Source organism: Antarctobacter albus (assembly GCF_900101505.1).
GTDB lineage: Bacteria > Pseudomonadota > Alphaproteobacteria > Rhodobacterales > Rhodobacteraceae > Antarctobacter > Antarctobacter albus.
This window is the reverse complement of sequence record NZ_FMZI01000018.1, coordinates 16546-33840: the sequence shown is the minus strand read 5'-3', so window position 1 is coordinate 33840 and position 17295 is coordinate 16546. Positions and strand designations below refer to the sequence as shown.

Genomic DNA, 17295 nt, shown 5'->3' with positions numbered 1-17295 from the left:
GTATTTATTAAAGCAATTATCTTTCACGAGCAAGGCGCTAACACGATCAATTATTACCCGACTAATGTCGTATTTCGTGAGCAGGTTTTCGCGGTACCATGCGCGCGGTCCCCATTTCAGAATCGCGGATGACCTGCTAAGTCTTGTGGGATGAATACGCAGGACCGCAATATCCGCCCGCTCATCCGTCAGCTGGACGAGGCCGCCATCAACCGCATCGCTGCTGGCGAAGTGGTCGAACGGCCTGCTTCGGCGGTCAAGGAACTGGTCGAGAACGCCGTCGACGCCGGGGCGCGCAGGGTGCGCATCGACATCGCGGACGGCGGCAAGACCCTGATCCGGGTGAGCGACGACGGCTGCGGCATGACCCCCGAGGACCTGCCGCTGGCCCTGTCGCGTCATGCGACGTCAAAGATCGACGGCAGCGACCTGCTGAACATCCATTCCTTCGGCTTCCGCGGTGAGGCGCTGCCCTCGCTTGGGGCGGTGGGCCGGCTCACGGTGCAGAGCCGCACGCAGGGCGCCGAGGGGGCCGAGATCACCGTGGCCGGCGGCGTGGCGGGGGCGGTGAAACCCTGTGCGCTGAACGCCGGGACGGTGGTGTCCTTGCGCGACCTCTTTTATGCCACGCCCGCGCGGTTGAAATTCCTGCGCTCGGACCGGGCCGAGGTCATGGCCATTTCCGACACGGTGAAACGGCTGGCGATGGCGGAACCCTCGGTGGGATTTACCCTGCGCGACGTGAGCGGCGGGCAGGAGCGGGTGACATTCCGGGTCGACCCGGAAACCGGCGACCTCTTCGATGCGCTGCGCGGGCGATTGGGCCGCATCATGGGGCAGGAGTTCATCGAGAACGCCCTGCCCATCGATGCCGACCGCGAAGAGGTGCGGCTGACCGGCTACGCGGCGCTGCCCACCTATTCGCGCGGCTCTGCCGTGGCGCAGTTCCTGTTCGTCAACGGCCGCCCGGTGCGGGACAAGATGCTGATCGGCGCCCTGCGCGGCGCCTACCAGGACTTCCTGTCGCGGGACCGGCACCCGGCGGTGGCGCTGTTCGTGGACTGCGATCCACACCGTGTCGACGTGAACGTGCACCCGGCCAAATCCGAGGTGCGGTTCCGCGAGCCGGGCGTGGTGCGCGGGCTGATCGTCTCTGGCCTGCGGCACGCGCTGGCCGAGGCGGGGCACCGGGCCTCGACCACGGTGGCGGGGGCGACACTGGGCGCGATGCGGCCCGAACCTTCGGGGCCGCGCGTCTACCAGATGGATCGGCCCTCGATGGGCGCGCGCCAGTCGAGCTACGCCGCCCAGGCGCCGGGGTTTGCGGATTTCAATGGCGGCTATTCGGGGCGGGTGGTGGAGCCTGTTCCGCTGTCCCGGGAGGTCCCGGATCAGGTCCGGGACGGGGGTGCGGACCACCGCCCCGCTCATGGCCCGAATGACGGCGAGGTCCCGGGGCAGGCCCGGGACGGGGTCTCGCTGCCCCTGGGGGCGGCGCGGGGACAGGTGCATGAGAATTACATCATCGCCCAGACCGAGGACGGCGTGGTGATCGTCGACCAGCACGCGGCGCATGAGCGGCTGGTCTATGAAAAGCTGAAACGGCAGATGGCGGAAAAGGGTGTGCCCGCGCAGGGATTGCTGATCCCCGAGGTCGTCGACCTGTCGCCGGACGATGCCGCCCGGCTGCTGGCGCGGGCGGAGGACCTGGAGCGCATGGGCCTGCGGATCGAACCCTTTGGCGCCGGGGCGATTGCCGTGCGCGAAACGCCCGCGATCCTGGGCGAGGTCAACGCCGAGGCGCTGGTGCGCGACATCCTTGACGAACTGTCGGACACCGGCGACAGCGGGTTGTTGCAGGAGCGGATCGAGGCGATCCTGTCGCGCATGGCCTGTCACGGCTCTGTCCGCTCGGGCCGGGTGATGCGGGCCGAAGAGATGAACGCGCTGTTGCGCGAGATGGAGGCGACGCCGCATTCCGGCCAGTGCAACCACGGGCGGCCCACCTACGTCGAGTTGAAACTGTCGGATATCGAGCGGCTGTTCGGGCGCACATGATCGAGATCGGCGGCGTCGCGTACAGTCTTGATGATCCTGTGGTGCTGGTGGTGCTGGGCGGCGGCGGTGTTGTCCTGCTGATGCTGTTGCTGCTTGTGCTGGCAGTGCGGGCGGCGGGACGTGCGGCACGGGCCAGCGCGCCGGTGCTGCAGCACGTCAGCCACCTGTCGCACCGGGTGCAGGGCCTGTCCGAAGGGCAGGAACGGCTGGCCGGGGGGCTGCACCATGTTACAGAGGCGCAGGCCAGCAGCCAAACCGCGATGCTGGAGCTGATGGAGCGGCGGCTGGCCGAGGTGCAGGAGCGCATGGGGGAATCGCTGCACGGCTCTGCCCGGCGCACGGCGCGGTCCCTGGGCGAATTGCAGGAACGCTTGCAGGCCATCGACAAGGCGCAGGCCAATATCACCAAGCTGTCGGGTGACGTGCTGTCCTTGCAGGACATTCTATCGAACAAGCAGACGCGCGGTGCCTTTGGCGAGATCCAGCTGCGCGAGATCGTGGGCAAGGCGCTGCCCGCCGATTCCTTTACCCTGCAGGCCACGCTGTCGAACGGGCGGCGGGCCGATTGCCTGATCCACATGCCACAGCCGCCGGGACCGATCGTGGTCGACGCCAAGTTCCCGCTGGAAGGCTACGAGGCCTTGATGCAGGCCGAGGGCAAAGAGATGCAGGCGCGCGCGGCGCAGGCCTTTCGCCTGTCGGTGCGCAAGCACATCCGGGACATTGCCGCGCGCTATATTATCGAGGGGGAGACTGCCGAGGGCGCGCTGATGTTCCTGCCCTCCGAGGCGGTCTATGCGGAACTGCACGCACGCTTTCCCGAGGTGGTGCGCGAGGGGTTCGAGGCGCGGGTCTGGATCGTCTCGCCCACCACCTGCATGGCGACCCTGAACACGCTGCGCGCGGTGCTGAAGGACGCGCGGATGAAGGAACAGGCGGGGGCGATCCGGCGCGAGCTGGCGTTGCTTTATGGCGATGTCGAGCGTCTGACGGGACGGGTGGCGAACCTGGACCGGCATTTCGGTCAGGCGGCGCGGGACATCGAGGAAATCAAGATCAGCGCCGACAAGGCGGGCAGGCGGGCACACCGGCTGGACCAGTTCGATTTCGAAGAGGTCGAGGCGCCGAAAATCCCGGTCCTGCGGCTGGGCGATCCGGCGGAATAGGCGCTTTTGCGCTGTGGGCGCGGTTCTGCCCGAACGGTGCCCAATTCCTGCCCTTTCCACCGCCTAGACCGGCGGCATGAGCGACAAGAACACGATCGATTTCCGCAGTACGGACCATTGGCATCGAAAGAAGCGGCGGCAGTGGCTGTTCCTGGCGGTGCTTGCGGGGATCACGGCGCTGGCATGGGGGCTTGTCCTGACGCGCGAGGCGCCCGGCCCGACGGGGCAGACGGCCGCTGTGGTGCGGGCGCAGCGCTAGGGCGCGAGGGCGCCGTACATATCTTCTCAGTTGAATGTCGTCAGACCGGTTGAACCGAATGCGGTTCAGCGCGTTATACTCAAAGAGAATCGCGGGGTTGCGCAGGAATCCGGACGTGGTCGACAGAACCGCGCCGGTATCCCGCCCGCGTGGCACCGCCCCGAACCCGGGGCGGGAGGAGGTGTCGGATGCGCGAGGGAGGTTGTTTAGCATTAAACAAAGTGTCATGCGCTGGGTGCATGGATGTTATGCAGCTACGCGCCTGCCGCGAGGGCACGTGGACTGATACACCCTGCTCAACCGTCGGGAGGATTGGGAGAGACGGGGCGGACGCCGGTTGCACCCCAATATCAAACCTGATTGTTCAAGATTAAATCAATCGCGCCGCGCCGGGCGCAGCAAAGGGAAGAGGGCATATGAAAGATACCCCCCAGGACGTCGATCCCGTCGAGAGCCAGGAATGGCAAGACGCGATCGAGGACGTGATCGAGCGTGACGGGGCAGACCGCGCGCATTTCCTGCTCGACAAGGCGGTACAAAGCGCCCGGGCCGCAGGGGCGCGTCTGCCCTTCTCGGCCACCACGCCCTACCAGAACACCATCTCGCCGGATGACGAGGTCGACGTGCCCGGCGATACCGAGATGGAATGGCGCATCCGCACCATCAACCGCTGGAACGCGATGGCGACAGTGGTCAAGCGCAACAAGGAATCGAGCGAATACGGCGGGCATATCGCCTCCTTTGCCTCTTCCGCAGCACTGTACGACATCGGTCTGAACCACTTCTGGCGCTCGAAGTCCGCGATCCACGGCGGCGACCTGGTGTTCTTCCAGGGCCACGTCATCCCGGGCATCTACGCGCGCTCCTTCATGGAGGGGCGGATCAGCGAGGAAGAGCTGAAGAACTTCCGCTCCGAGGTGAACGGCGGCGGGCTGTCGTCCTATCCGCACCCTTGGCTGATGCCGGACTACTGGCAGTTCCCGACCGTCAGCATGGGCCTTGGCCCGCTGATGGCGATCTACCAGGCGCGGTTCATGAAATACCTCGAGAATCGCGGGCTGATCGAAAAGCAGGACCGCAAGGTCTGGGCCTTCCTCGGCGATGGCGAGATGGACGAGCCGGAAAGCATCGGCGCCATCCACCTGGCCGCGCGCGAGGGGCTGGACAACCTGATCTTTGTCATCAACTGCAACCTGCAGCGTCTTGACGGGCCGGTGCGCGGCAACTCGAAGATCGTGCAGGAGCTTGAAGGCAACTTCCGCGGCTCGGGCTGGGACGTGATCAAGCTGCTCTGGGGCCGGGGCTGGGACGAGCTGCTGGAACAGGATACCTCCGGCAAGCTGCGCCAGCTGATGGACGAGACCATCGACGGCGACTACCAGACCTTCAAGTCCAAGGACGGCGCCTATATCCGCAAGCATTTCTTCGGCAAGTACCCGGAGACCGCGGAACTGGTGAAAGACTGGACCGACGACCAGATCTGGGCGCTGCGCCGGGGCGGTCACGATCCGAAAAAGGTCTACAACGCCTTCAAGCGCGCCACCGAGGCCGAGGGCCAGCCGACCGTCCTGCTGGTCAAGACGGTCAAGGGCTATGGCATGGGCACCGCCGGTGAGGGGCAGAACACCACCCACCAGCAGAAGAAGATGCAGCTGGACCAGCTCAAGGCGATGCGCGACCGGTTCAAGATCCCGGTCACGGATGAAGAGCTGGAGAAGGACATCCCCTTTGTCAGTCTGAACAACGCGCAGAAAGCCTATCTGGCCGAGCGGCGCAAGGAGCTGGGCGGGGCTTTCCCGAAACGCTCGACCGAGGCGCCCAAGCTGGAAATCCCCGGCCTGGACAAGTTCAAGGGCCAGCTGGAATCGACGGGCGACCGCGAGATTTCCACCACGATGGCCTTTGTCCGCATCCTGACCACGCTGTTGCGCGACAAACAGGTGGGCAAGCAGGTGGTGCCGATCGTGCCCGACGAAAGCCGCACCTTCGGCATGGAGGGCCTGTTCCGCTCGGTGGGCATCTACAACCCGAAGGGCCAGCAGTACACGCCCGAAGACCGTGAACAGATGTCCTATTACAAGGAATCCGAGAACGGGCAGGTGCTGCAGGAAGGCATCAACGAAGCCGGTGCAATGGCCGACTGGATCGCGGCGGCAACCGCCTATTCCAACCACGGCGTGCCGATGATCCCCTTCTACATCTACTACTCGATGTTCGGGTTCCAGCGGATCGGCGACCTGGCCTGGGCAGCGGGCGACAGCCGGGCGCGCGGCTTCATGCTGGGCGGCACCGCCGGGCGGACCACGCTGAACGGCGAGGGCCTGCAGCACGAGGATGGCCACAGCCATATCCTGGCGGGCACGATCCCGAACTGCATCAGCTATGACCCGACCTTCAGCTACGAGGTGGCGGTGATCGTGCAGCACGGGTTGCAGCGGATGTTCGTCGATCAGGAGGACGTGTTCTTCTACCTCACCCTGATGAACGAGAACTATCAGCATCCCGACATGCCGATGGGCGCCGAAGAGGGAATCATCAAGGGGCTGTACCGCTTCCGCAAGACGGCCAACCCGGCCAAGAAGCACGTCAACCTGATGGGCTCGGGCACGATCCTGGTGCAGGCGATCAAGGCCGCCGACATGCTGCAGGAAGATTTCGGTGTGACCTCGGACATCTGGTCGGCGACCTCGTTCAACGAACTGGCGCGCGATTGCCAGGACGTGGCGCGGCACAACCGGCTGAATCCCTTTGCCGAGCAGAAAACCTCTTACGCGGGGCAGGTGCTGGCGAACATCACCGGGCCGACCATCGCCGCCACCGACTACATGAAGAACTACGCCGAGCAGATCCGGGCCTGCGTGCCGGGGCGCTACACGGTGCTGGGCACGGACGGTTTCGGCCGGTCGGACAGCCGCGTGAACCTGCGACGCTTCTTCGAGGTGGACGCCAATCACATCGCCGCGGCGGCGATGGTGGACCTTTGGCGCGAGGGGGCTGTTTCGGACAAGGATCTGGAGGCAGCGCTGAAGAAATACGACATCGACGGCGGCAAGCCGAACCCGCGTCTGGTCTGATACGGCGCACGAGGAGACAGGAAATATGACCGTAGAAGTAAAAGTGCCGGATATCGGCGATTTCAGCGATGTGCCGGTGGTGACGGTCCTGGTGAGCGTGGGCGACACGATTGCCGAGGAAGACCCGATTGTCGAACTGGAGTCGGACAAGGCGACGATGGAAGTGCCCTCCTCTGCCGCGGGCGTTGTTAAGGAGATCAAGGTTGCCGAGGGGGACAAGGTGTCCGAAGGCGCGGTGATCCTGATCGTCGAGGCGGACGGCGCCCCGGCGGCCAAGGAAGAGCCCAAGGCCGAGGCGCCGAAGGCCGAAGCGCCCAAGGCGGCGGCGCCTGCCGCGGCCCCCGCGCCGGCACCGAAGACGGATGCCGGGTTCTCCAAGGTGCATGCCTCGCCGTCGGTCCGGGCCTATGCCCGCCGGGTCGAGGTGGACTTGAACAAGGTGAACGGATCGGGCCGCAAGGGCCGCATCCTGCGCGAGGACGTGGAAAAGGCGCTGAAGGCGCAGACCGCCCCGGCGGCGGCCGGGGGCGGTGCCGTGTCCGGTGGCATGGGCATCCCGCCGATCCCGGCGGTGGACTTCTCCAAGTTCGGGCCCGTGGAAGAGGTGGAGATGAGCCGGATCAAGAAGATCTCCGGCCCCGCGCTGCACCGGTCCTGGCTGAACATCCCGCATGTCACCCACAACGACGAGGCGGACATCACCGACCTGGACAAGTACCGCAAGGAAATGGACACGATGGCCAAGGAAAACGGCTATCGCGTCACCCTGCTGTCCTTTGTCATCAAGGCCAGCGTCTCGGCGCTGAAAGAGCACTGGGAGTTCAACTCGTCCATCCATCCTGACGGTGACAAGCTGATCAAGAAGGACTTCTACAACATCGGTTTCGCGGCGGACACGCCGAACGGGCTGATGGTTCCGGTGATCAAGGACGCCGACCGCAAGGGGCTGGTGGACATTTCCAAGGAGCTGATGGAACTGTCGAAGGCCGCGCGCGAAGGCAACCTGAAGTCCAAGGACATGCAGGGCGCGACCTTCACCATCTCGTCGCTGGGCGGGATCGGGGGCACCTCCTTTACCCCCATCGTGAACGCGCCGGAGGTGGCGATCCTGGGCCTGACCCGGTCCAAGATGCAGCCGGTCTGGAACGGCGAGGAATTCGTGCCGCGCCTGATGCAGCCGCTGTCGCTGTCCTATGACCACCGTGCCGTCGACGGTGCCTTGGCCGCGCGCTTTGTCGTGACGCTCAAGACGCTGCTGGGCGACATGCGCAAGTTGATGTGGTGAGGTGAGGACGATGGAAGTCAAAGTACCCGATATCGGTGATTTCACCGAGGTGCCCGTCGTTGCGATCCTGGTCAGCGTGGGCGACACAGTCAGCGAGGAAGACCCGCTGATCGAACTGGAAAGCGACAAGGCCACGATGGAAGTGCCTTCGCCCGCCGCGGGCAAGGTGGTGGAAATCAAGGTCTCGGAAGGCGACAAGGTCGGCGAAGGATCGGTGATCCTGGTGCTGGAAGGCGCGGATGCCGGTGCGGAGGCGCCGAAGGACGAGGCCCCCGCGGCCGAGGCGCCGAAATCCGTGGCGGCCACCGGCAGCGCCAGCGGCCCCGGCGATGTGCATGCCGAGGTGGTTGTGCTGGGCTCTGGCCCCGGCGGCTATTCGGCGGCTTTCCGTGCCGCCGACCTTGGCAAGAAGGTGGTCATGATCGAGCGCAACCCGACGCTGGGCGGTGTCTGCCTGAACGTCGGCTGCATCCCGTCCAAGGCGCTGTTGCACGTTGCCAAGGTCATCACCGAGGCCGAGGAGATGGGCGCGCACGGGATCAGGTTCTCCAAACCGGAGATCGACCTGGACGAGTTGCGTGGCTTCAAGGATGGCGTTGTCGGCCAGTTGACCGGCGGGCTGGACGGCCTGTCGAAGGGCCGCAAGGTGCAAATCGTGCGCGGCTATGGCAAGTTTACCGGGCCGAACATGATCGAGGTGCAGGGCGAGGACGGGGTCAAGACCGTCTCCTTTGACCAGTGCATCATCGCCGCCGGGTCGGAACCCGTGGCGCTGCCCTTCATCCCGCATGACGATCCGCGCGTGATCGACTCGACCGGCGCGCTGGAATTGGCCGACATCCCGCAACGGATGCTGGTGCTGGGCGGCGGGATCATCGGGCTGGAGATGGCCTGTGTCTATGACGCGCTGGGATCGAAGATCACCGTGGTCGAACTGATGGACCAGATCATTCCGGGCGCCGACAAGGACATCGTCAAGCCGCTGATGACCCGCATCAAGGGCCGGTACGAGAACATCTTCCTCAAGACCAAGGTGACGGCGGTCGAGGCCTCGGATGCCGGGCTGAAAGTGACCTTCGAGGACGACAAGGGCGAGAGCTTTTCCGATACCTTCGACAAGGTGCTGGTGGCCGTGGGGCGCAAGCCGAACGGCAAGCTGATCGACGCCGAGAAGGCCGGTGTTGCGGTGGACGACCGTGGTTTCATCGGCGTGGACAGCCAGCAGCGGACCGGTGTGAGCCATATCTTTGCCATCGGTGACGTGGTGGGCCAGCCGATGCTGGCGCACAAGGCGGTGCACGAAGGCAAGGTCGCGGCCGAAGTCTGTGCCGGGGAAAAGCGGCATTTCGATGCCAAGCTGATCCCCTCGGTGGCCTACACGGATCCGGAAGTGGCCTGGTGCGGGCTGACCGAGACCGAGGCCAAGGCGAAGGGCGTCAAGTACGAGAAGGGCGTGTTCCCCTGGGCGGCCTCGGGCAAGAGCCTGTCGAACGGGCGCAGCGAGGGTGTGACCAAGCTCTTGTTCGATCCCGAGGACGACCGGGTGATCGGCGCCTGCATCGTGGGCACCAATGCGGGCGACCTGATCTCGGAGGCGGCGCTGGCCATCGAGATGGGGGCGGACGCGGTGGACCTGGGCCACACGATCCACCCGCACCCGACGCTGTCGGAGACGGTGAACTTTGCCGCCGAGATGTTCGAGGGCACGATCACCGACCTGATGCCGCCGAAGAAGCGCAAGAAATGAGCGCCTGAGAGGGCTGTTGGAAAGGGCGGGGTTTCCCGCCCTTTTCGTTTGCCGGGCCGCCGGGACGGGACTGTTTGCGGCTTGCGCCGCAAAGGCGCCCGCCCGCCGACCCTTTGCGACAGGCTGCGCCTGTTTTTCGCTTCCGGAGTCACCAAGGAACAAGCATCGCCATGTGCCCCGGCGCCCTCCCTCGCTTTCTTGTTGCCTGAGACAGACCGTCCGGCTATGCAAGGGCAAGCCGCGCGAGCGCGGGCCTGCGGCCCCTTGCATCGCCGGACGCTCCGTCTCTTTTCGGCATCAAGCGAGGGAGGGCTCCGGGGAACAGGCTGGGCGCAGGTCCGGGCGGTGCGCGCGGGCGCTCAGATGTTGAGGAAGGGCTGGGCGAGACGTGCCAGGCCCTTGAGCCTGAGCGGCGCGTCGGTCACCGCGAGGCAGATGCAATCCTGCGAGATGTCCGCGACCGGGGTATGGTGCAGCTCTGCATCGGCGATTTCGATGTCGCCGCGCGCAAAATAGCCCTCGTCGTCCTGGAAGGCGCCTTGCAGGACCAGCGTCAGTTCCAGACCGCGGTGGCCGTGATCGGGCATGGCCGTGCCCGCGGGGATGTAGAGCAGGCGCGCGGTCGCCTCGGGCGAGGTTTTCAGGATCGCCTGTTTGACACCCATGCCCACGGGGCGCCATTTCACCGCTTCCAGAGACCCGCCGATGTAATCCAGCAGAGGCGCCGGGGCGATCGCATCCCGAGGCATTGCGATGTCGCGCGGCGTGGGGGCGTCCATCGCCCGGATCATTGCCAGCGTGGCGTCGAGACAGCCGTCGTCCAGCGTCTCGGCCTCTGTCGCGTCCAGAACGGCGCCGCCAAGCGCGTCGTGCGCCTCGACCGCAGCGCGGCAATCGTCGCAAAGCGAGACGTGGGTGGCGATGATGAGATTGACGGCCTCGGGCAGGGTGCCCGCGGAATATCCCATGATGAGGTCGTCGGTCAGGTGGTGTCGGATCGTCGTCATCGAAGCATCACTTCCTGTCCATAGCGTGTCTGAGGCGCTGTAGCGCCAGTCTGATGCGGGACTTGATCGTGCCGAGCGGCAGCCCGGTGGCCTCGGCGATCTCGCTGTGGGTGAGATCGCCGAAATAGGCCTTTTCGATCAGGTCCCGCTGTTTCGCGGGGAGAGAGGCAAGCGCCTCTCCCAGGTGTTCCGTTTCCTGTTGCAGGCCCAGCCGGTCTTCCTGGTCCGGTTCTGCCTCGGGGCCCCAGGGCAGATCCTCGGGCTCGGGTCGTTTCTGTTTGCGCAGGGCGTCGATCCGACGGTTCCGCGCGATGGTGAAGATCCATGTCGCGGCCGAGGCGCGCGCCGGATCGAATTGTGCCGCCTTCTGCCAGACGGTGGCCATGACGTCCTGGACGCATTCCTCTGCCTGGGCGGCATCGGCGCCCGAGCGCATGAGGAAGGCCTTTACCCGGGGCGCGAAGTGCCGGAACAACGCGACAAAGGCCGCTTCATCGCGGTTGTCGCGGATGCGGATCAGCACCGCCGCCCAGTCCGGGGCATTCTCGTCTGCGGTCCCTGCGCTCACGGGTTTGGCCTTGTCACGGTCATTGCCCCTGACATGCCGGTTGATCGCCGAAGCCGCAATGGACGTAGCGTCGCGGGTGTCGAGAGGTTCAGTCGCGCCAAACATATCAGGAATACGCAGGGGGTGCGGGTTCGGATCACCGGATGCGAAAAAATGTTTTCCGGGCTTTTTTCATCCGCGCGGGGTGTCTGGCCGTAACAAGGTGGAAAGACCATCAAGTTCAGGGAACGGGACAGACCATGCCATTCGAAGCCAGCAGCACCGCCGCACGCAGGATCGCCGTGATCGGTGGCGGGATCTCGGGCATGGGGGCCGCGCACATGCTGGGCGAGCAGCACCGTGTCACCCTGATCGAGGCGGAACCGCGCCTGGGCGGTCATGCCCGGACGAAGCTGGCGGGCAAGGACGGGACTCAGCCGGTGGATACCGGGTTCATCGTGTTCAACTATGCCAACTACCCGCTGCTGACCTCTTTGTTCGAGCGGCTGGAGGTGCCGGTGGCGAAGTCGGACATGAGCTTTTCCGCCAGCCTGCGCGGCGGGGCGATGGAATACGGGCTGCGGGACCTGCGCGCCGTCTTTGCCCAGAAGCGCAACGCGCTGAACCCGCGGTTCCTGGCGATGATCCGGGACATCATGAAATTCAACTCGCGCGCGCTGGATGCGGCGCGGGACCCTTCTGTCTCGCTGGGCGATTTCCTGGAGGGCATGGGGACAGGGGACTGGTTCCGCGACTACTACCTGCTGCCGCTGTCCGGTGCGATCTGGTCGACGCCCACGGACAAGATCCTGGACTTCCCGGCCTATGCGCTGATCCGCTTTTTCGAGAACCACGCCCTGCTCAGCCATACCGGTCAGCACCAGTGGTACACGGTGCAGGGCGGGTCGGTGGAATATGTCTGGCGGCTGGGTGCCGCGCTGATGCGGCAGGGGGTGGACCTGCGGCTGGGCGCAGCGGTTGGCGGCGTGAGGCGGACCACCGCCGGGGTCGAGGTGCGGCTTGAGGGTGGTGAGTGGGAAAGTTTTGACGAGGTGGTCTTTGCCACGCATTCGGATGACACGCTGCGGCTGTTGTCGGATGCGCGCCCGGCGGAACGGGCGGCGCTGGAGAAGATCGCCTATCAGCCGAACCGCGTGGTGCTGCATTCCGATACCTCGCTGATGCCGCGGCGCCGGGCCTGCTGGTCGTCCTGGAACTATACCGAGGCGCCCAGGAAAGAGATGAACTGCATCGACCTGACTTATTGGATGAACTGCCTGCAGCCGATCCCGCAGGACGATCCGCTCTTCGTGACGCTGAATTCCACCCGTGCGATCCGTGACGAGCTGATCCACGACGAGGTCACATTGCGGCACCCGGTCTACGATCAGGGCGCCCTGCAGGCGCAGCGCGAGATCGCGGCGATGAACGGCGAAAGCGGGACATGGTTCTGCGGTGCCTGGATGAAGAACGGCTTTCACGAGGACGGGCTGGCCAGCGCGGCGGACGTGGCCGATGCCATCCTGGCCCGGGGACCGGTCAAGGCGGTGGCATGAGCAGTCTCGACCTGATCCGGGGCCATTCCTACCACGGGCGGAAGGGCGATGTGGCCAATGCCTTTCGCTATTCGGTCGACTACGTCCTGCTGGACGCCGAGGCCGATGCGCGCGGCCCACGCCTGTTTTCGCGCAATCGGGGCAACCTGACCTCGGTGCAGGACAGGGACCACGGCGGCGCGCCGGGGCAGGGGCAGGGGCCATCCTGGGCGCGCGAGGTGCTGGACGCGCATGGGATCGCCTTTGACGGGCCGCTGATGCTGTTGGCGCAGCCGCGCCTGCTGGGCCACGTGTTCAACCCGGTGTCCTTCTGGCTGGCCTATGACGGGGGCGCGTTGCGGGCGGTGATTGCCGAGGTGACGAATACCTTTGGCGACCGGCATTGCTATCTCTGTGCCCATGCCGACGGCTCGCCGATCACGCCCAGCGACCGGATCGAGGCAAAAAAGCTGTTTCATGTCTCGCCGTTCCAGCCCATCGCCGGGGGCTATACCTTTCGGTTCGACATCCGCGCGGATCGTGTCGGGGTCTGGATCGACTTTACCCATGACAAGGGCGGCGTGATCGCCACGCTCTGCGGGCCGCGCGCACCTCTGACCGACCGGGCCATCCTGCTGTCCGCCCTGCGGCGGCCGTTCGGTGCGCGGCGGGTTCTGGCGCTGATCCATTGGCAGGCCCTCAAACTGTGGTGGAAGGGCGCGCGCTATCGCACCCGTCCTGAACCGCCCGCGCGCGAGGTCAGCGGCGGCCCCGCGCCCGAGGCCATCAGAAAGGCATCGTGATGACTGCATTCCTCTATACCCTCTTGGGCGCTTTGATCGTGCTGGCGCTTGTCCTGTTGCGCCAGCGCCGCTTTGGCTTTCTGGGGCAGTCGCCCGCCGACTATGCGGATGACACGGGCACGCGGTTCGACCTGCGCACCCACCTGAACGGCCCGCTGATCTGCGAAGGCGTGATCTATGGGCCGACGGGGCGTGTCACCTCACGTTTCGTCGGCGAGTTCGAGGCCCGCTGGGACGGCAATCAGGGCGTCATGGACGAGCATTTCCGCTATGAGTCCGGGGCCGAGCAGCATCGCCAATGGAAACTGACGCTGGGCAACGATGGCCGGATCCGCGCGACCGCGCCGGACGTGGTGGGCGAAGGAGAGGGCCAGCAGAGCGGCCCCTCGGTGCGGCTGCGCTATCGCATCCGCCTGCCCGAGGACGCCGGCGGGCACGTGCTGGACACGGTGGACTGGATGTATCTGGCGCCCAACGGGACCATCGTGAACCGGTCGCAGTTCCGCAAGTTCGGCATCACTGTGGCCGAGCTGGTGGCGACCATGCGGCGCAAGGAGGCCGCGTGAGGGACTGGACCGGCAAGCGGTACTGGCTGGTTGGCGCCAGCGAGGGGCTGGGCGCGGCGCTGGCGCGGCGTCTGAGCAAGGCGGGTGTCGAACTGATCCTGAGCGCGCGGAGCGAAGAGAGCCTGCGGGCGCTGGCGGAAGGTTTGCCGACGCGGGCGCAGGTGGAAGTGGTCGACGTGACCGACGCCGAAGCACTGGAGACCGTGGCGGAGCGGATCGGGGAGATCGACGGGGTGATCCAGGTGGCCGGCGCCTACTGGCCCTTCGGGGCGCAGGACTGGGACGCGGAGCGCGCCAACACGATGGCAGATGTGAATTTCACCGGGGCGATGCGCCTGGCAGGAGTCGTGGTGCCGCGATTCGTGGCGCGCGACCGGGGGCATTTCGTGCTGACCGGATCGCTGTCGGGCTATCGCGGCCTGCCGGGGGCGGCGGCCTATGTCTCGTCGAAGGCGGGGGTCATGGTGCTGGCGCAATCGCTGTACGCCGACCTGCGCAAGACCGGGGTCCAGGTGCAGCTGCTGGTGCCGGGCTATATCCGCACCCGGCTGACCGACAAGAACGATTTTGCCATGCCCTTCATCATGGACCCGGAAAAGGCGGCAGAGATCTGTTTCCGGCACATGTCCGGGCAGGGGTTCCAGAGGGCCTTTCCGCGCGGCTTTTCCTGGCTGTTCCGGGGCAGCCGGTTTCTGCCGGACTGGCTGTACTATCGGCTGTTTGCGTAAGATCAAGGTTTGACTCCTCTTTTCGCGTCATCTCTTGTCGATGACAGAGAAGGAGACGCGAAATGCAGAACATCAGCCCAAGGAAGGTGGCCGCGGTCATCGTCATGGCGCGCGAGCTGAGCCGCGCGGAGGGCGAGTTGCGCGGGTTGATCGACCGGATGGACGAAGAGGAACAGGCGGCGCTGGTCGCGGTCATGTGGATCGGCCGGGGCGCCTTTGACGCCGAGGACTGGGACGAGGCCTATGGCACCGCCGTGGCCGAGGCGACGACACCAACGGCGGATTACCTGATCGGGACCCCGCACCTGGCCGACAACCTGGAAGCGGGGCTGGAGGCCTTTGGCTATGACGCCACCGGCGAGGAAGACGACCTGATGCGCCGCGGGGCGTGAAGCCAGGCGGTTTCCGGACGCGCGCTACCTGAGCGCGCGGCCCTTGAGAATGGCCCCGTCGCCAAAGCGTGCCCGGATCGCATCCGTGGCGCGCTCGGCCTTGGCGCGGGTTTCGGCCTGCGGGTCCAGCAGGTCGCCCGAAACATCCGCCTGCGCCTCTGGCACCAGGTCGGAAATGCCCGCGCCGATCAGCCGGTAGGGCTGGCCGGGCGGCATCTGGTCGAACAGCCCGCGCGCGGTGCGATAGATCCGGTCTGCGATCTGGGTGGCGCCGGGCAGGGCGGTGCGGCGCGTCACGATCCGGAAATCCGATTTCCGCAGTTTCAGCGTCACCACCCGGCCCGCCACGCCCTTGGCCTTGGCCCGGTCCGCGACCTTTTCCGCCATCCGCCAGAGATGCCCGTCCAGGATCTCTGCGTCCGCGGTATCCTCGTTGAAGGTGGTCTCGTTCGAGATGGATTTCATAGGCGCGTTGCGCGTCACGCGGCGCTTGTCCTCGCCCCTCGCCAGGTGCCAGAGCCGCTCACCCATAGAGCCGAAACGGGCGGTCAGGTCACGCTGATCCCAGCGCAGCAGGTCCTCGAAGGTGCGGATGCCGGCCTTTTCCAGAGCGCCCTGGGTGGCCTGCCCGACACCCCAGATCAGGCGGATGGGCCTGGGGCGCAGGAAATCCTGCGTCTCTGCCGCACCGATGACCGCGAAGCCGCGCGGCTTGTCGAGGTCGCTGGCGATCTTTGCCAGGAACTTGTTGTGGGAAAGGCCGATGGAGCCGGTCACGCCCAGGTCGGATTTCATCCGGTTGACCAGTTTTGCCAGCATGACAGCGGGCGGCGCGCCGTGCAGCCGCGCTGTGCCGGTGAGGTCGAGGAATGCCTCGTCCAGCGACAGCGGTTCGATGGCGGGGGTCAGTTCCTCCATCATGGCGCGGATCTGTTTCGAGACCTCGGCGTAGACGGCCATGCGCGGCTTGACCACGACGGCGTCAGGACAGAGCTCCAGCGCCTTGAACATCGGCATCGCGGATCGCACGCCGCGAATCCGGGCGACATAACAGGCCGTCGAGACGACTCCGCGCCGGCCGCCGCCGATAATCACCGGCTTGTCGGCCAGTTCCGGGTTGTCGCGCTTTTCAACGCTTGCATAAAAGGCATCACAGTCCATGTGGGCAATGGAGAGATCCCAAAGCTCGGCATGAGAGATCACCCGCGGCCGCCCGCAGGCCGGGCAGCGGGGTCCGGTGTCGAACTGGGTCAGGCAATCGCGGCACAGGCTGGGCATGGGTCCAGTATAATGCGCCGCAGAAAGGGGCGCCATGAGCGATCCGAGACAACAGTTCACGGGCGCCAAGCTGATGCTTTTTGCAGGCGGCGACCTGATCGTTCTGCGGCGCGACCGCAAACCCTCGATTCCCTGGCCGGGGTATCTGGATTTTCCGGGCGGCGAGCGTGACGGGCGGGAAACGCCCGAGGCCTGTGCTCTGCGCGAAACGCAGGAGGAACTGGGCCTGACGCTGGCAGAGGGCGACCTGCACGTTGTGCATCTGCGCGACGATGCGGGGAAGATCAGCTGGTTCTTCGCGGCGCATCTGCCGGGGGCCATCGTCGATGACGTGGTCTTTGGCGACGAGGGCGAGGAATGGCTGGTGATGCTGCCGGCGGATTTCATCGCCTCGGACGAGGCGATTCCGCATTTCCGCGAGATCCTGAGAGACTACCTGGAAAAAAGGCCGGGACCCGCAGAATAGCACGGGCCCCGGCAGGACGCCGCCACGCCCGAGGGACAAGGGGGCGCGGCGGTGCGGCTCATACAGGCGTGTAAAGAGCCGAACCCTGGAAAGGGGTGGATCAGGCGGCGGTCGGCATCTCGACGGCAGGCAGGCGCAGTTGCAGCCGTTCGGGTGTGCCCAGCGACAGGCGGGCGCGCATCCACAGCCCGCGCGCGGCCTCTTCGAAATCGGTGGTGACGGGCGCCGCGTACTGGCTGGCGACCCGCAGCAGGCCTTGGGGGGTGACGACGGTGACCAGGGCCTCGAAACACTGCTCGGCGGCGTTGTAACGCACCTGGTCGATGCGGGGGGTCCACGTGCTCATATCGGTCTCCTAACCTCATGCCCCGTTTTTCGGGCTTA

The 17295-nt window shown here is 65.9% G+C and carries 15 protein-coding genes and 1 pseudogene; 12 read left to right on the top strand and 4 right to left on the bottom strand.

Features of this window, described 5'->3' with window-relative positions; translation table 11 throughout:
* Window positions 1–150: 150 nt before the first annotated feature.
* From mutL to lpdA, 6 genes and pseudogenes are all read left to right on the top strand, one after another.
* Window positions 151–2058 carry a DNA mismatch repair endonuclease MutL gene (gene mutL / locus BLQ71_RS22685; protein ID WP_074623360.1) on the top strand — a complete coding sequence of 636 codons (1908 nt, stop codon included), beginning with the start codon at window positions 151–153 and terminating at the stop codon, window positions 2056–2058.
* Complete coding sequence (locus BLQ71_RS22680) at window positions 2055–3224, top strand: DNA recombination protein RmuC (RefSeq protein WP_069210404.1); 1170 nt, start codon at window positions 2055–2057, stop codon at window positions 3222–3224. Before mutL ends, BLQ71_RS22680 begins: the two co-directional genes overlap by 4 nt.
* A gap of 76 nt (window positions 3225–3300) precedes the next feature.
* Entirely contained in the window at window positions 3301–3483 is a 183-nt protein-coding gene (locus BLQ71_RS22675) for a hypothetical protein (RefSeq protein WP_069210403.1), read from the top strand.
* Between the two features lie 416 nt (window positions 3484–3899).
* Window positions 3900–6557: a pyruvate dehydrogenase (acetyl-transferring), homodimeric type gene (aceE, locus tag BLQ71_RS22670; RefSeq protein WP_043145978.1), complete on the top strand. Its 2658-nt coding sequence runs from the start codon at window positions 3900–3902 to the stop codon at window positions 6555–6557.
* 10 nt (window positions 6558–6567) lie between these two features.
* A pseudogene (aceF, locus tag BLQ71_RS22665) lies at window positions 6568–7842 on the top strand (dihydrolipoyllysine-residue acetyltransferase); the annotation flags it as partial.
* Between the two features lie 10 nt (window positions 7843–7852).
* Complete coding sequence (lpdA, locus tag BLQ71_RS22660; RefSeq protein ID WP_175459255.1) at window positions 7853–9589, top strand: dihydrolipoyl dehydrogenase; 1737 nt, start codon at window positions 7853–7855, stop codon at window positions 9587–9589.
* A gap of 359 nt (window positions 9590–9948) precedes the next feature.
* Here lpdA and BLQ71_RS22655 read toward each other — a convergent pair whose 3' ends face one another.
* Together BLQ71_RS22655 and BLQ71_RS22650 are read right to left on the bottom strand one after the other, a co-directional pair.
* The gene (locus BLQ71_RS22655; RefSeq protein ID WP_043145973.1) at window positions 9949–10596 is read right to left on the bottom strand and encodes a ChrR family anti-sigma-E factor; all 648 of its coding nucleotides are present in this window, start codon (window positions 10594–10596) and stop codon (window positions 9949–9951) included.
* Window positions 10597–10603: 7 nt separating this feature from the next.
* Window positions 10604–11164: a sigma-70 family RNA polymerase sigma factor gene (locus BLQ71_RS22650; protein ID WP_074623398.1), complete on the bottom strand. Its 561-nt coding sequence runs from the start codon at window positions 11162–11164 to the stop codon at window positions 10604–10606.
* Window positions 11165–11403: 239 nt separating this feature from the next.
* On the opposite strand from BLQ71_RS22650, the gene BLQ71_RS22645 reads away from it, so the two are divergent.
* The 5 genes from BLQ71_RS22645 to BLQ71_RS22625 all read left to right on the top strand — a co-directional run bounded on the left by BLQ71_RS22645 (window position 11404) and on the right by BLQ71_RS22625 (window position 15167).
* A complete protein-coding gene (locus BLQ71_RS22645; RefSeq protein WP_074623357.1) occupies window positions 11404–12699 on the top strand; it encodes an NAD(P)/FAD-dependent oxidoreductase in 1296 nt (431 codons plus the stop codon).
* A complete protein-coding gene (locus tag BLQ71_RS22640; protein WP_074623356.1) occupies window positions 12696–13481 on the top strand; it encodes a DUF1365 domain-containing protein in 786 nt (261 codons plus the stop codon). The genes BLQ71_RS22645 and BLQ71_RS22640 overlap by 4 nt, the downstream gene beginning before the upstream one ends.
* Entirely contained in the window at window positions 13481–14047 is a 567-nt protein-coding gene (locus BLQ71_RS22635; protein WP_074623355.1) for a DUF3833 domain-containing protein, read from the top strand. Before BLQ71_RS22640 ends, BLQ71_RS22635 begins: the two co-directional genes overlap by 1 nt.
* Complete coding sequence (locus tag BLQ71_RS22630; RefSeq protein ID WP_074623354.1) at window positions 14044–14775, top strand: SDR family NAD(P)-dependent oxidoreductase; 732 nt, start codon at window positions 14044–14046, stop codon at window positions 14773–14775. The genes BLQ71_RS22635 and BLQ71_RS22630 overlap by 4 nt, the downstream gene beginning before the upstream one ends.
* Window positions 14776–14837: 62 nt before the next feature.
* Entirely contained in the window at window positions 14838–15167 is a 330-nt protein-coding gene (locus tag BLQ71_RS22625) for a DUF3775 domain-containing protein (protein WP_043145966.1), read from the top strand.
* A 24-nt stretch (window positions 15168–15191) separates the two neighbouring features.
* On the opposite strand, the gene BLQ71_RS22620 is transcribed toward BLQ71_RS22625, so the two are convergent.
* Complete coding sequence (locus BLQ71_RS22620; RefSeq protein WP_074623353.1) at window positions 15192–16445, bottom strand: DNA polymerase IV; 1254 nt, start codon at window positions 16443–16445, stop codon at window positions 15192–15194.
* A 34-nt stretch (window positions 16446–16479) separates the two neighbouring features.
* Between BLQ71_RS22620 and BLQ71_RS22615 the strand changes: the two genes are divergently transcribed.
* The gene (locus tag BLQ71_RS22615; protein WP_074623352.1) at window positions 16480–16911 is read left to right on the top strand and encodes an NUDIX domain-containing protein; all 432 of its coding nucleotides are present in this window, start codon (window positions 16480–16482) and stop codon (window positions 16909–16911) included.
* Window positions 16912–17011: 100 nt separating this feature from the next.
* Here BLQ71_RS22615 and BLQ71_RS22610 read toward each other — a convergent pair whose 3' ends face one another.
* The gene (locus tag BLQ71_RS22610) at window positions 17012–17257 is read right to left on the bottom strand and encodes a hypothetical protein (RefSeq protein WP_052244820.1); all 246 of its coding nucleotides are present in this window, start codon (window positions 17255–17257) and stop codon (window positions 17012–17014) included.
* Window positions 17258–17295: the final 38 nt, after the last annotated feature.

Coding starts and splice junctions, on each gene's coding strand:
- mutL (WP_074623360.1), top strand. CDS start 151: ATGAATACGCAGGACCGCAATATCCGCCCGCTCATCCGTCAGCTGGAC.
- BLQ71_RS22680 (WP_069210404.1), top strand. CDS start 2,055: ATGATCGAGATCGGCGGCGTCGCGTACAGTCTTGATGATCCTGTGGTG.
- BLQ71_RS22675 (WP_069210403.1), top strand. CDS start 3,301: ATGAGCGACAAGAACACGATCGATTTCCGCAGTACGGACCATTGGCAT.
- aceE (WP_043145978.1), top strand. CDS start 3,900: ATGAAAGATACCCCCCAGGACGTCGATCCCGTCGAGAGCCAGGAATGG.
- lpdA (WP_175459255.1), top strand. CDS start 7,853: ATGGAAGTCAAAGTACCCGATATCGGTGATTTCACCGAGGTGCCCGTC.
- BLQ71_RS22655 (WP_043145973.1), bottom strand. CDS start 10,596: ATGACGACGATCCGACACCACCTGACCGACGACCTCATCATGGGATAT.
- BLQ71_RS22645 (WP_074623357.1), top strand. CDS start 11,404: ATGCCATTCGAAGCCAGCAGCACCGCCGCACGCAGGATCGCCGTGATC.
- BLQ71_RS22640 (WP_074623356.1), top strand. CDS start 12,696: ATGAGCAGTCTCGACCTGATCCGGGGCCATTCCTACCACGGGCGGAAG.
- BLQ71_RS22635 (WP_074623355.1), top strand. CDS start 13,481: ATGACTGCATTCCTCTATACCCTCTTGGGCGCTTTGATCGTGCTGGCG.
- BLQ71_RS22625 (WP_043145966.1), top strand. CDS start 14,838: ATGCAGAACATCAGCCCAAGGAAGGTGGCCGCGGTCATCGTCATGGCG.
- BLQ71_RS22620 (WP_074623353.1), bottom strand. CDS start 16,445: ATGCCCAGCCTGTGCCGCGATTGCCTGACCCAGTTCGACACCGGACCC.
- BLQ71_RS22615 (WP_074623352.1), top strand. CDS start 16,480: ATGAGCGATCCGAGACAACAGTTCACGGGCGCCAAGCTGATGCTTTTT.
- BLQ71_RS22610 (WP_052244820.1), bottom strand. CDS start 17,257: ATGAGCACGTGGACCCCCCGCATCGACCAGGTGCGTTACAACGCCGCC.